Origin of the sequence: Leptolyngbya boryana PCC 6306, from assembly GCF_000353285.1 — a bacterium.
GTDB classification, from domain to species: Bacteria; Cyanobacteriota; Cyanobacteriia; order Leptolyngbyales; family Leptolyngbyaceae; genus Leptolyngbya; species Leptolyngbya boryana.
This window is the reverse complement of the sequence record NZ_KB731324.1, coordinates 1,512,571-1,525,698: the sequence shown is the minus strand read 5'-3', so window position 1 is coordinate 1,525,698 and position 13,128 is coordinate 1,512,571. Positions and strand designations below refer to the sequence as shown.

Here is a 13,128-nt window from a genome sequence, read left to right as displayed (position 1 = left end):
GGAAGTGGTTTTGACATTTACAACTCAAGGAAGGCAGGTTGATTCTCAGTCAGGTATTTGACATACACTCGATCGCATCGGGCAGTTTCAACACCTGTTGCGGGTTGATAACCATTTTTTTCGTAGAGTTGAACGGCTTCTTTTAAAACACTCGCGGTTTCGATCCAAATTTGTTCAAAGCCTTTTTGAGCGATCGCGTTTTCCAATTCGCTCAATAAAAACTTTCCTAATCCCACTCCTCGCGCTTCGGGTCGCAAGTACATTTTGCGAATTTCAACCGCATTTTTGCCTCTAGAAATTGGATAATAAGCTGCCGTTCCCACCAGTTGAAGATTGCGCTCAACGACCCAGAATTCGCCACTCTGATAAAAAGTTTCGACTTCTAAGACATCGAGATCGGCTCCTTCGGGTTCCTGAATCAGTCCATACTCTGCCAACACTGAGCCAATCAGGTTGAAAGCAGCCATGCGATCGTGCGGCTGCCAAGCTCGAATCAGAAAGTCTCGATACTGCATTAGCTATGAATTCTGGGCTGGGGGTATAACGTCGAGAGAATTTGGCTTTCGATGGCTCCGAGTTCTTCGAGGCGTTGAGTGATCAGCGATCGCTCAAAGTAAGTATCCGCTAACGTCCAATACACCCCATAATGTCGAGCTTCAGAAGCCATCAAGGCTCGATAAAATTTCGCTAATTCTTGATCCTCGCAATGCGTGGCGAGAAGTCCCAACCGCTCATGACTCCGAGCTTCGATCAAGCCAGAAACCAAGAGAGAATCTAACATGCGATCGGGTTCTTCGCGACGAATTTGTTTGTTCAAACTTGCACCATAAGGCGGCGGTGCAAGCGATGCAAGCGGAATGTTGCGACGCTCTAAAATTTGGTTGACTTGCTCAAAGTGTTCGAGTTCTTCTTGAGCGATCGCGGTTAGCATCCGCACTAATTTTGCACTGGAAGGATAGCGAAACATTAAATTCAACGCAACTCCAGCCGCTTTCCGCTCGCAGTGAGAATGATCTAGCAAAATTGTGTTTAGATTAGCCAAGGCTTGCTCGACCCAAGCAGAACTCGTCGGCTGTTGCAAAAAGCGAATCGTCGGCAAAGAAGAAACCACGGAAACTCTCATGATTTGGTTGGCATTTGCAATTCTAACGGCTTTTTTTGAGTCTTTGAAGGATGTTTCGAGTAAATACAGTCTGAGAAACTTAGATGTTTACATCGTGGCTTGGACTGCCAATATCTTTGCTGTTCTTTTTCTGATTCCCTTACTATTTGCGGCTGGTATCCCAAAAGTTGAGCCTGGATTTTGGGTTGCATTGCTGATTGGTGGAACGTTGAATGTCATTTCTTTTACGCTTTACATTCGCGCAATTCAAATCGCAGATTTATCGCTAACGGTTCCATTAGTGACGCTGACTCCATTATTCTTGCTGGTCACGTCGCCGTTAATTGTGCAGGAAAATCCAACCTTTGCTGATGCGATCGGAATTGCTCTGATCGTAATTGGCTCTTATGTTTTGAACTTACGCGAGCGCAAGAAAGGCTACTTTGCACCCTTGAAAGCATTGCTGAAAAATAAAGGCAGCCGATTTATGTTGATGGTTGCCTTCATCTGGAGTATTACGTCTAATTTCGATAAGGTTGGAGTCGTCAATTCCTCCCCGCTCTTTTGGTCAACAGCACTTTATGCTTATTTAGCAGTCGGCATGTTTCCGATCGCGCTGTTCAATTCCCGCCACAAGTTCAAGCAGATTTTGCCAAATTTGCAGCCGCTGATGTTGATTGGGTTCTTTCATGCGATCGCAATTACGTTTCAAATGATTGCCGTAACCTATACGTTAGTCACGCAAGTCATTGCGATTAAACGCATGAGTGCGCTCATCAGTGTACTGTTTGGGCATTTCCTATTTCGAGAAACAGGTTTAAAAGAGCGGCTCGGTGGAGCCGCAATTATGGTATTCGGCGTAATTGTGTTGACGTTGTTCTAAAAAGTTGTCTGGTTCTCTTACGTTAAAGTTCGATCGCGCTTTATTTCCGCTTTAGTCGGTTCCTCCCCAACTCCAGGTTGGATTGCCATTTCGCACTGATTTCTGCAAGATCACCGTTGTGAAGTCGTTGGCATCTGCCTGTCCAGTCATATCAAGGATCAGGTAAACCTTTCCATTCATGAAGCGGAGGCGCAGATAAGAATGTCCTTGATAAGCTTCATTGCCAATACGAGTGATGCCAGCCGTTGCGGTGCATTTGCTGTACTTAGGTTTGAGTTTGCCGACCCAAGTGACACTATAATCATCAGTCGCAGCGATCGTCATGTTCTCTGCGATCGCCTTGAGGTTTGCTGACCCATCGATCGTATAACCTCCCTCACGATAGGGTCGCGGAGTTTCTGTCAACGTCACCTTATCAGGACAGATCGCGCCAGTATCGTTTGCTGTAAGGACTCGCATTTCAACATTGGCGGCGCTGGCTGGAACGGCTGAGAAAATAGATAAAGCAACAATTCCTAAACCCAATCGAGCAATATTCGATCGCATAAAATAGCTCAGTTTTTTGCATTCTGGTGGTTCCGTTAAATACACCACCGCTGGAGCAATTTCCTGAATTCAAAAAAAGCGCGATCGCGCTGATGGACTAACCGCAGCGCCATTTTTCGGTTCATGCTTATTCACAGCAAGACATTCAGTTATCAGAACTATTGCCGCGATCACAATTAAACGTTATACAAATTCTTAAACCAGCGAACGAATGCTTGTGCTGTTGGATGCTGTGGCTGCAAAATTCGTTCTTGGATTGCCTGATGAAGTTGTCTTCCCGGTGGAGCTTGCCAAGCTAACCAGGTATACAAATTAGCTTTATCTGTATGCGTTAGCTTGAAAGGAGCAGATTTAGTGGCGGCAATTTGTGTCGCTTCCTGAGCATATTGCCAGAGTTCCTGTCTATCATCCTCAATGAGGTTTGCAAGAAAAGTTTCTAGCATCCCTTGTAATTGATTGTCAGGCATCAGCCAGATTCCAAATTTGATTGGATCACCGATAGAGTTCTGAGCTTGATGAATCAGTCCAGCTTCTGGAAGTTGACTCGGCAAATCCGGAATACTTTTACGAGCAGCATTTCTGATACTTTGCCATCGAGAATTAGGTTGCTCATCCGCATCAATTAAGATACCAAGTATCTGTAATCCAGACGCATCCAGTTGAACTGCTAATTCGTCAGGATCGGTGAGCTTTTCATACCCATCGAGTGCCTGAATTTGAACAATAGGATGGTTCTGCTCATCTACCCATATCACACCATTTTTCTCGATTAGTTCAGGAATAACTCTTTTATCTTCGTTGCCCTCTACAAGAAGCTTCTTCGGGAAAACTTTCTTCGCCACGCTCAACGAACCTCAATATCTTGATCAGCCGCAATCACAATCTTTCGTTCATTAAAGACAACCGAGCGTTGTTTATCTTTCTCGATTCGATGAATTGTGATTCCTTGTTCTGCAGCATCCTGCGATCGCGCAATTTCAGCGAGACTTGTCCAACAATCGCTATTGTGGGTCGTGGCAAAAACCTGCACATCCAAACGCTTGGCAGTTTCCCAAATCATTTTCCACATTCCAACCATTGTGCTGAAGTGCAATCCTGTATCAATATCATCAACAAGCAAAATGCCACCTTTAGCATTAATTAATCCCAACGCAAGCCCTAGCATGCGCCACATTCCCTCACCCATGTTCCCAATTGGAACTCGTTGATTAATATCGGATCTGAGAACAAAGAAGTTGCCATGATTATTGTTGCGTCTAGTTAGGTTTATGCCCATTGACGCAATTCGTTGAATAGTTGGCTCAATGACTTGTAAGGCTCGATTTACAAGTTCTTCATCAGGAGTAAGAACAACTCGATTAAATATTTCTGTCATTTCATAAGAAGTAAGTGAGGAAGATCTAATAAAGTAAGCGCTCTTGGTAGAAAGAATATCCTCTCTGACATATTCTCTAAGTTCTCGCATAGATATTGCATAGCCAGGAAACACTCTGATACCTACAATATCTACGCCAATACTACTTGGGCTTTTTGGGAATTCCCAACCAAATCTTAAGAAAGGATATGTCTCTTTAGTAATAAGTGATTGATTTTTAGAGGCTTCAGGCTTAGGAAACATAAGTTCTCCCTTAGTCTCACCCTGAACATTGACTTGACCGTGAACATAAAATGATTTCTCAAGATTTTCAGACCATACAGCAATCCGCAGTATTAACTGAGAACCATTTTCAAGCTCACCTTTGAGTAGTAATTCAACATCTTCTGAAGCACTGTAATTGTGGAATATTTGTTGTGCATCTAGAGTAATTTCCTCTTCTTGATCTTCACCTATTGAAAGCTCTCCACGTGCCAGCATCTGGTTCTTTAGAGAGGTAAGGTTTGCTCTCGACTGCAAAAGATCGATTGCCTCCAATATGGAAGTCTTGCCGCTGTTATTCGACCCAACTAGCAAATTAATTCTTCCTAGTTGCTGAAGCTCAAATGATTTAAACCCCCGAAAATTCTCAAGCTTTAATGACTTCAACATAATTCTTCAAAAGATGGCAGCTTCCTACTGATTTAGGATACGCGATCGCTAAACATTCCGCTAAAAAAGCGCGATCGCTCCTTTGCAGAAACGATCGCGCTAAATTGTTTAGAGACTGAGATTAGTAATCGAAGTCGCCCATGCCGCCACCAGCGCCAGCACCAGCCGCAGCACCATCTTTCGGCTCAGGCTTGTCTACAACGATACACTCGGTAGTCAAGACCATTGCCGCGATCGATGCAGCATTTTGCAATGCAGAGCGAGTTACTTTCGCAGGGTCAACGATACCAGCAGCCAGCATGTCAACGAATTCACCCGATGCAGCATTGTAGCCAACATTGAATTCTTTCTCTTTCACACGCTCAGCAATCACCGCACCGTTTTGACCTGCGTTTTCAGCAATTCTCTTCAGAGGAGCGGTCAACGCACGAGCCACGATTTGAGCACCGATCAACTCTTCGCCGCTGAGGTTGCTAGAAGCCCAGCTTTCGAGTTCAGGAGCCAAGTGAGCCAAGGTTGTACCACCACCAGGAACGATACCTTCTTCAACAGCAGCTTTCGTTGCGTTGATAGCATCTTCCAAGCGAAGTTTGCGATCCTTCATTTCGGTTTCGGTTGCAGCACCGACTTTGATCACTGCAACACCACCTGCCAACTTAGCCAAGCGCTCTTGCAGCTTTTCTTTGTCGTAAGAAGACTCGGTTTCTTCCATTTGACGGCGAAGTTGCTCGACGCGAGACTTCACTTGCGCTTCGTTGCCTTCAGCGACGATCGTGGTGTTGTCTTTGGTGATCGTGATGCGGCGAGCTTTACCTAATTGGTCAAGCTTAGTCGTATCGAGTTTCAGACCTGCATCTTCGGTGATCAATTGTCCACCAGTCAGAACAGCGATATCTTCGAGCATTGCTTTCCGACGATCGCCAAAGCCAGGAGCCTTAACTGCTGCAACGTTCAATACGCCACGCAGACGGTTCACAACCAAGGTTGCCAGAGCTTCTTTCTCGATATCTTCTGCAATGATGATCAGAGGACGACCTGCACGAGCGACTTGCTCAAGCACAGGAACGAGGTCTTGAACCAAGTTGATCTTCTTGTCGGTGATCAAGATGAAAGGTTCTTCGAGAACTGCTTCCATGCGCTCGGTGTCGGTTGCGAAGTAAGGCGAGATGTAGCCTTTGTCGAAGCGCATCCCTTCGGTGACTTCCAATTCGGTCGTCATTGATTTGCCTTCTTCGAGCGAGATAACGCCTTCTTTACCGACTTTATCCATTGCCGAAGCGATCATTTGACCGACTTCTTCATCATTCCCTGCTGAGATGGTTCCAACTTGCGCGATCGCTTTGGAATCTTCAACCGGACGAGCATGTGCTGCAATTTTTTCAACCAAGAATGCAGTTGCTTTGTCCATACCACGCTTCAAGAGGATTGCGTTTGCACCAGCGGCAACGTTGCGCATTCCTTCTTTGACGATCGCATGAGCCAAAACGGTTGCAGTCGTGGTTCCATCTCCAGCCGCATCATTGGTTTTGGAAGCCGCTTGACGAATCAAAGCAACGCCAGTGTTCTCAACGTGATCTTCGAGTTCGATTTCTTTCGCGATCGTCACACCGTCATTGACGATTTGAGGTGCGCCGAACTTTTTCTCAAGCACAACGTTGCGTCCTTTGGGACCCAAGGTGACGGCAACTGCTTCAGCGAGAATGTCCATACCGCGCTCTAGAGCACGACGAGCGTTTTCGTTGTAAATGATGCGCTTAGCCATAGTGGAGTTAAAAGCTTTGTAAGGTTTACAGAGAGAAAGAAGAGAGAAGAGAAATTTGGATCTGCGACTTTAGATTGCTGCAATCCAAAATCGAGAATCGTTATGAAACAACAGCCAAGATGTCTTTTTCAGACAACAGAACATAGTCGTCGCCACCGAGTTTGATGTCGGTTCCTGCATACTTCGAGTACAGAACTTTGTTGCCGACTTGAACTTCCATGGGTTGACGTTCGCCTTTTTCATTGAGCTTGCCGTTTCCAACCGAAACGATTTCGCCGACTTGGGGCTTTTCTTTAGCGTTATCCGGCAAAATAATTCCGCCAGCAGTTTTTTCTTCTGCTTCGCTCACTTTCACAAATACGCGATCGCCCAACGGTTTGACGGTGGAAACGCTCAGAGACACAGCTGCCATACAAATTCTCCAAACAATCTAAATGGACACGAAACGATCAAATACTGTTAAGCTGGATGTCCCATTTCACAACAGGTTCAGCCAGTTGCCGCAGTACGGGTAATTTTTCAACGCTTACCAGTCTACAGGCATTTGGATCTTTGAGTTAGCACTCTCATCTCCTGAGTGCTAATTTAACGAAGTGCGGTGTTAGATGCAACTTTTGGATGAGTACGGGTTCCCGAACGGGTGAGCAGTTTTATGAGTATTGAGATTCTAAATCAGGCAGCAAAGGCGTTTCGAGACGGTACGCCCCGACCGGATGCAAACCAGGTTGTGGATGCGCTCTTACAGGCAGAAAAATTTGCGAAACAACATCCACCGCAATTTTCTTTTGATCAGCTTGTTGGTCAGTGGCGACTTTGCTTCGCGACTGGAACCCGCAAGCTTCGACAAGGCGGTATTCAGTTAAAAAAAGGCTATTACGTGCCGAAATTGGCAAAGGCTCAGATTTCTTTTGCGCGAGATGAAGCGGAGCGCATCGGAAATCTGGCACAGCTTGGCGCATTGCAATTGAAATTTACGGGACCTGCCCGATTTCAGACGAAGAAAAATTTGTTGGCGTTTGAATTCACACAGATCCAGGTGACGTTTGGATCGATCGTGCTGAAAAAAGGTGCGGTTCGAGGTGGAGAAGCAAAAGAACAGGAATTTGAAGAGATATCGATCGCTAAACTGCCTTTCTTTGCATTCTTTTTGATCACTGACGATTTAATTGCAGCGCGCGGTCGTGGCGGCGGGCTGGCGCTCTGGATTCGCGAATAGATGGATGAATCCGATTTAGACGATGAAGTAAAGTTCCTCAGCATCCAAATCGGATGACGATCGCAGACTAATTAGCGTTTGCGATAAGGAACAGACTTTTCAATGTCAATGTCATACACAGAAGTACGACCTGGATTGCCGCCTTGAGTGTTGACACTTCTCGCCATATTGAGGAACAGCGAAGGATCGCCATTTTTGGGTCGATTCTCGTAAGACGTGAAGTTGCGAACCACTTCTTGCCAGATCGTTTGAGGGAAGCCCAACTTCGCCCGATAGTAACCATCGTAGCGGGGAGAAGTAATGTTAAACGGCGTTTCACCCAATGTCCGGCTTGGTAGAGTCCGACGGCGATGATACGGAACAGTGTTCTCACCAAAGTTTTCGATGTACTCTTCACTGTTCAGCAAGTCATCGACAAACCCCTTGACCCCTTTGGTCATCACAACGGCTGACCAAGCAATCTTCTCAGCTTCGTTGTAAACTTTCCGTCCCAGAACTTTCTGGACACAGTGTTCCACGAAGCGATAGTTACTATTTTTGTTATAGAAGCTATCGATAAAGGTATTCGAGAGCAACAGTCCGCGAATGAAATCACGCACCGTGATCTGTCTATTGCGAAGTTGAGACTCAAGAATGGTTTCTCGATCCCATCGAAAAGCATGGAAGAAGATCTGGCGATACGCCGCATTAATCAGATCTCCCATCTCCGTGGGTGAATACTGATTATCAGTTGAATAAATGATTGCTTCATCATCGGGTGCGCCTAATGCATCAACCCGCTGGTTAGGACAAGTAGGAGAATAGGCTAAGAGAGGAATTGCCACGTTATACAAACCTCCAACTTTATAAAACTTGAAAAAATGGCACCTTCGATCATAAAAGATAAGGGGATTTCAACAGACATCCGTTCGATAAAACGTTACAGACCTTAACTTCGTCAACACAGAATACCAGATAAAGCCAACAGAAACCTCGCTATAAATTCGTAAAAAACCATTACGAAATGACGCTGAAAGTTCTGCCCTGAAAGCACTTTGCCGTTTAATTTCGTTTTTCTTAATGACTAAACTTTGAAATAGAAAGCTTCAGAAATCCTGAGAAAGCTTACAAAAACTGGCTTTTGTTTCAGTTTATATTTCTTAACTAAGTTTGTATCTTATCTGCTGAAAATTGCACAAGTTTTGCACAAGCAGACTGCTCTAATTAATTCAGCAAGAATAGTCAAAAGAAGTAAATCTTTAACAGAAAAGCTTAAGACTTTAATTCTTATGGCTAGTCTTAATGAGACGGTTGCTCTCCAGGTGCGACTGATTCTCACAGATTTAAACAGGAAGTTTACTCAATCCAACACATTAGGAGATTGAATCAATGCTAGATGCCTTTACTAAGGTCGTTTCACAGGCTGATACACAAGGTCAGCTCGTCAGTGGCGCACAAATCGACGCTCTCTTGGCAGTCGTAAAAGACGGTGCAAAGCGCACCGATGTTGTGAACAGAATCACAGGTAGCGCTTCGACGATCGTTACGAATGCAGCACGGGCATTGTTTGAAGAACAGCCTCAATTGATTGCTCCTGGTGGAAATGCTTACACCAACCGTCGTGTTGCAGCTTGTATGCGCGATATGGAAATCGTTCTGCGCTACGTTACCTATGCAGTCTTCTTGGGTGATGCAAGCGTGCTCGACGATCGCTGCTTGAATGGTCTGCGTGAAACCTACATTGCTTTGGGCGTTCCGACCTCTTCAATGGCGAACAGCATCGTCAAAATGAAAGAAGCTGCGATCGCAATTGCCAACGATCGCAACAATATCCAACCGGGTGATTGTAGCTCTTTGATTGCTGAATTGAGCAGCTACTTCGATCGTGCTGCTGCTGCGATCAGCTAACTCCCTCAATTCTCGGCGATGCGATTCATCGCACTCGCTTTAGTTTGAAAACTTCTACAACACTACGGAGAAAGAATCCAATGAAAACACAATTGACAGAAGCAGTTGCTGCTGCTGATTCACAAGGTCGTTTCCTCGGTAACACCGAGCTGCAAATCGCTTTCGGTCGCCTCCGCTTGGCAACCGCTGATCTCGAAGCTGCAAAAGCTTTGGGTGACAAAGCAGATTCACTCGCTCAAGGTGCAGCAAACGCTGTATACCAAAAATTCCCCTACACCACCCAAATGCAGGGTGCGAATTATGCTTCCGACGCACGCGGTAAAGCAAAATGCTTGCGTGACATCGGTTACTATATTCGGATGATCCAATACTGCTTAATCGCAGGTGGAACTGGACCTGCAGATGAGTATCTGTTGGCAGGTTTGGCTGAAATGCACAGCCGTTTTGAATTGGTTCCTGCTTGGTATGCTGAAGCGCTTCGCTACATCAAAGCAAACCATGGCTTGAGCGGTGACCCTGCACTGGAAGCAAACTCCTACATCGACTACATCATTAACGCACTTGCATAATTGTGCGGTTTGCCCAGGACGATCAGCATTCCTGTCTGTGAGAGAGCTATGTTTATCGTTCTGGGCAACTTTTGTCGGCATGAACGCTTAAGAAACAATTGATTAGTCCTTTGTAAGATTGGGAGAACCAAACTATGCCTGGTTTACAAGAAGCTGCACGGTTAGGGATTACGCCTTTTGAAGAAGCAAAGCCCGTTGAACTCCGTGCGAATTGGACTCAAGATGAAGTGCAGGCCGTGATTCGAGCAGCATATCGGCAAGTGCTTGGCAACGAGCATCTGATGCAAAGCGAACGGTTGGTTGCAGCAGAATCGCAGCTCGTTCAGGGTGTGATTTCGGTGCGGGACTTTGTGCGGGCGATCGCAACGTCTGATCTCTATCGCGAGAAGTTTTTGTATCCGAACTTCCATGTGCGCTTTATCGAGCTGAACTATAAGCATTTCCTAGGACGTGCACCTTACGAGCAGGCTGAGATTTCCTACCATTTGGACTTGTTCCTGAATGAAGGCTACGAAGCTGAAATCAACTCTTATCTGGATTCAGTTGAGTATCAAAGCAGCTTCGGCGAAAACATTGTTCCTTACCATCGCGATTTCCAAGTCGATCACCCTGGCTCACGGGCGATCGGCTTTAGTCGTTTATTGCATCTCTATCGCGGATATGCAAATAGCGATCGCTCTCAGGGACAAAAACAGCCTCGTTTAACCTGGGAAGTTGCGAAGAACCTAGCAACCCCGATCTCTGCTCCTTCGGCAACTGCACTTTCAGGTGCGTTAGGTGGCAACCGTGGTGATGTCTATCGTCTGCGGGTGTTGCGCTCTGCATCTCCAAACTCAGCCGTTGTGCGGCAGGCAACCACGGAAGTGCTTGTTTCTTATGATCAACTGTCCTCGAAACTTCAACAGTTGAATCGTTCGGGCAGCAGAGTGGTCAGTGTGACTCCTGTCTAAATCGATTGAGGGAATTGCTAATCGATGAAGTCCCAGGAACGATTTCTTTAATCTCGATTCTATCCCGCCCTAAGCTCAACTTCGGGCGGTTTCTGCAATGTAGCAGTGGGATGCTAATGAATGGCAAGTCCCTTATTCAGTTCATTTCCTACGATATAAAGGAGAGTTTTAGGTGGCTATTACAACAGCAGCAGCTCGCTTGGGTATCTCCAGTTTGGATGATGCCAAAGTCGAATTGCGTCCTTATGCGACTCAGGACGAGATCGAAGGCGTGATTCTTGCGGTTTATCAGCAAGTTTTGGGAAATCCTCATCTCTTAAAGTCTGAGCGCCTGACCATTTCAGAGTCTTTGCTCCGCAACCGTCAGATCACCGTGCAAGAGTTTGTGCGCCAAGTTGCTAAATCAGACTTGTACAAGGAGAAATTCTTTTACAACTGCTTCCAAAGCCGGACGATCGAGTTGAACTTTAAGCACCTGTTGGGTCGTGCGCCTTACGATCAGTCTGAGATCACTGAGCATCTAGATCTGTATCAGTCCAAGGGATTTGAAGCAGACATTGATTCTTACATTGATTCGGATGAGTATCAATCCAGCTTTGGCGAAAACATTGTGCCTTACTATCGGGATTTCACGACGACTGGCGTTGGTCAACGCACGGTTGGATTCCCTCGCTTGCTGCAACTGTATCGCGGCTATGCCAATAGTGATAATGCAACTCTGACCGGCAGTGCACCTCGCTTAGCGAAGAATATTGCTCAGAAATCTGCTCCGACGATTATTCCGTCTTCAGCACCGGGCTTTGCGTTCTTGTCTGCTCAGAAAGGAGATGCGACGGCGAGTGCATTTGGTGGCTCCAAGGCGCACGGATCGGGGCAATTCTACCGGGTGGAAGTGGCTGGTATTCGCGGTGGCGGTTATCCAAAAGTTCGCCGGGTGAATAAGGTTGTGGTGATTCCTTATGAGGAACTGTCGGCACATATGCAGCGAGTTCAGCGTCAGGGCGGTAAAATCGCGAGCATTACTCCGCTATAGGATGTGAATTAGTCGTCAACTGCATTGATTTTGCAGAGTGGGGAGTAGGGAGCAACTACGGGAACAATTCCCCACTCCCCACTCCCCACTTCATACCTAATTTAGGGCTGTTACACAAGAACTCCCTACACTCTCTTACTTCGTAATCTGTTTGACTGTATCGACTGCGCTATCGACAAAGTTTTTTGCACCGTTATCGCTGGTCTTCTGCATGGCAGGAGTCGCGGGAGTGGCATGTAGTTTTGGATCGGGTTGCGGTGGTTCTGGGATTGGACCAACGGCTTGGGGGTTAGCTACATACTCAAACTGACCTTTACCATCGATCGATTGTCCTTTTGCCCATCGACCTTCAGCACTTTCTTGACCTTCGGAATTGTTCCAGAATTGATAAGCGTACTCTTTCTTGCCATATTCGTGGGCAATCTTGGGAGTGACCGTCTCTTCAAATCCGTCGCTCTGTAATTCTTCGATCGCGGCTAACCATTGATTCTGATGCATCGTATCCCGTGCAATCATAAAGCTCAAGTGGTCTCTCACACCTGGATCGTCGGTCATTTCGTATAACCGAACCGCCTGCATTAGACCTTGTGATTCTGCGTGCAGGTTCGAGCGAAAATCTGCCAGCAAGTTTCCACTGGCAACAATAAAGCGACCGTTCCAAGGGAAGCCGACACTATCGGCGGGCATTGCACCTTGTCCAGACACAATTTCGTGCTGAGGATTCATCGCTGCTGCAATTACATCGCGGGGATTGGTTCCGCCCATGACTGCACCGACAACTGGATCTTTTGCGCCTTCTTCCTGCATTTCTACAGGTGCTTTATCGAGAAGATGAGCCACCATTGTTGCGAGCATTTCAACGTGACCAATTTCTTCGGTTCCCGTATCTAGCAATAGGTCGCGATATTTTGCAGGACCGCGACAGTTCCAGCCTTGGAATAAGTACTGCATCATTACGGTCATTTCACCCATCGAACCGCCAATTAATTCTTGTAGCTTTTTGGCGTAGATTGGGTCGGGCTTAGAGGGAGGAGTAAAGTACTGTAAACGCTTCGTGTGTAGAAACATAAGATTCCTCTAAAAAAGAGTTAATTTCATGCGAACCTCTCCGTTTTAGCGATGCAATCTAACCGTTGAATCAGCCTATAGTTGAA

At 46.2% G+C, this 13,128-nt stretch carries 15 protein-coding genes; 6 read left to right on the top strand and 9 right to left on the bottom strand.

Annotated elements, in window-relative coordinates:
* Positions 1-17: 17 nt before the first annotated feature.
* On the bottom strand, positions 18-515 hold the full coding sequence (locus LEPBO_RS0107485) for a GNAT family N-acetyltransferase (protein ID WP_017286927.1): 498 nt from the start codon (positions 513-515) through the stop codon (positions 18-20).
* On the bottom strand, positions 515-1,111 hold the full coding sequence (gene miaE / locus LEPBO_RS0107480) for a tRNA-(ms[2]io[6]A)-hydroxylase (protein WP_239741300.1): 597 nt from the start codon (positions 1,109-1,111) through the stop codon (positions 515-517). The genes LEPBO_RS0107485 and miaE overlap by 1 nt, the downstream gene beginning before the upstream one ends.
* A gap of 10 nt (positions 1,112-1,121) precedes the next feature.
* On the opposite strand from miaE, the gene LEPBO_RS0107475 reads away from it, so the two are divergent.
* The gene (locus LEPBO_RS0107475) at positions 1,122-1,985 is read left to right on the top strand and encodes a DMT family transporter (protein WP_017286925.1); all 864 of its coding nucleotides are present in this window, start codon (positions 1,122-1,124) and stop codon (positions 1,983-1,985) included.
* 51 nt (positions 1,986-2,036) lie between these two features.
* Here LEPBO_RS0107475 and LEPBO_RS0107470 read toward each other — a convergent pair whose 3' ends face one another.
* From LEPBO_RS0107470 to groES, 5 genes are all read right to left on the bottom strand, one after another.
* On the bottom strand, positions 2,037-2,531 hold the full coding sequence (locus tag LEPBO_RS0107470; RefSeq protein WP_017286924.1) for a hypothetical protein: 495 nt from the start codon (positions 2,529-2,531) through the stop codon (positions 2,037-2,039).
* 176 nt (positions 2,532-2,707) lie between these two features.
* Positions 2,708-3,373 carry a DUF3226 domain-containing protein gene (locus LEPBO_RS0107465; protein WP_026148479.1) on the bottom strand — a complete coding sequence of 222 codons (666 nt, stop codon included), beginning with the start codon at positions 3,371-3,373 and terminating at the stop codon, positions 2,708-2,710.
* Between the two features lie 2 nt (positions 3,374-3,375).
* Complete coding sequence (locus LEPBO_RS0107460) at positions 3,376-4,557, bottom strand: AAA family ATPase (RefSeq protein ID WP_017286922.1); 1,182 nt, start codon at positions 4,555-4,557, stop codon at positions 3,376-3,378.
* A 121-nt stretch (positions 4,558-4,678) separates the two neighbouring features.
* A complete protein-coding gene (gene groL / locus LEPBO_RS0107455) occupies positions 4,679-6,319 on the bottom strand; it encodes a chaperonin GroEL (protein WP_026148478.1) in 1,641 nt (546 codons plus the stop codon).
* A 100-nt stretch (positions 6,320-6,419) separates the two neighbouring features.
* Entirely contained in the window at positions 6,420-6,731 is a 312-nt protein-coding gene (gene groES, locus LEPBO_RS0107450; RefSeq protein WP_017286920.1) for a co-chaperone GroES, read from the bottom strand.
* A 240-nt stretch (positions 6,732-6,971) separates the two neighbouring features.
* Here groES and LEPBO_RS0107445 point away from each other — a divergent pair, with 240 nt between their 5' ends.
* Positions 6,972-7,535 carry a hypothetical protein gene (locus LEPBO_RS0107445; RefSeq protein ID WP_017286919.1) on the top strand — a complete coding sequence of 188 codons (564 nt, stop codon included), beginning with the start codon at positions 6,972-6,974 and terminating at the stop codon, positions 7,533-7,535.
* 71 nt (positions 7,536-7,606) lie between these two features.
* Here the strand turns inward: LEPBO_RS0107445 and LEPBO_RS0107440 are convergent, their stop codons facing one another.
* Positions 7,607-8,359, bottom strand: a complete 753-nt coding sequence (locus tag LEPBO_RS0107440; RefSeq protein ID WP_017286918.1) for a phycobilisome rod-core linker polypeptide — start codon at positions 8,357-8,359, stop codon at positions 7,607-7,609.
* Between the two features lie 544 nt (positions 8,360-8,903).
* On the opposite strand from LEPBO_RS0107440, the gene LEPBO_RS0107435 reads away from it, so the two are divergent.
* The 4 genes from LEPBO_RS0107435 to LEPBO_RS0107420 all read left to right on the top strand — a co-directional run bounded on the left by LEPBO_RS0107435 (position 8,904) and on the right by LEPBO_RS0107420 (position 11,974).
* Positions 8,904-9,422, top strand: a complete 519-nt coding sequence (locus LEPBO_RS0107435) for a phycocyanin subunit beta (protein WP_017286917.1) — start codon at positions 8,904-8,906, stop codon at positions 9,420-9,422.
* An 80-nt stretch (positions 9,423-9,502) separates the two neighbouring features.
* Positions 9,503-9,991 (top strand): globin family protein, encoded by a 489-nt coding sequence (locus LEPBO_RS0107430; protein WP_017286916.1) that lies wholly within the window; start codon positions 9,503-9,505, stop codon positions 9,989-9,991.
* Positions 9,992-10,125: 134 nt separating this feature from the next.
* Positions 10,126-10,941, top strand: a complete 816-nt coding sequence (locus tag LEPBO_RS0107425; RefSeq protein ID WP_017286915.1) for a phycobilisome linker polypeptide — start codon at positions 10,126-10,128, stop codon at positions 10,939-10,941.
* Positions 10,942-11,113: 172 nt separating this feature from the next.
* The gene (locus LEPBO_RS0107420) at positions 11,114-11,974 is read left to right on the top strand and encodes a phycobilisome linker polypeptide (RefSeq protein WP_017286914.1); all 861 of its coding nucleotides are present in this window, start codon (positions 11,114-11,116) and stop codon (positions 11,972-11,974) included.
* Positions 11,975-12,109: 135 nt separating this feature from the next.
* Here LEPBO_RS0107420 and LEPBO_RS0107415 read toward each other — a convergent pair whose 3' ends face one another.
* A complete protein-coding gene (locus LEPBO_RS0107415) occupies positions 12,110-13,042 on the bottom strand; it encodes a manganese catalase (RefSeq protein WP_017286913.1) in 933 nt (310 codons plus the stop codon).
* Positions 13,043-13,128 lie beyond the last annotated feature (86 nt).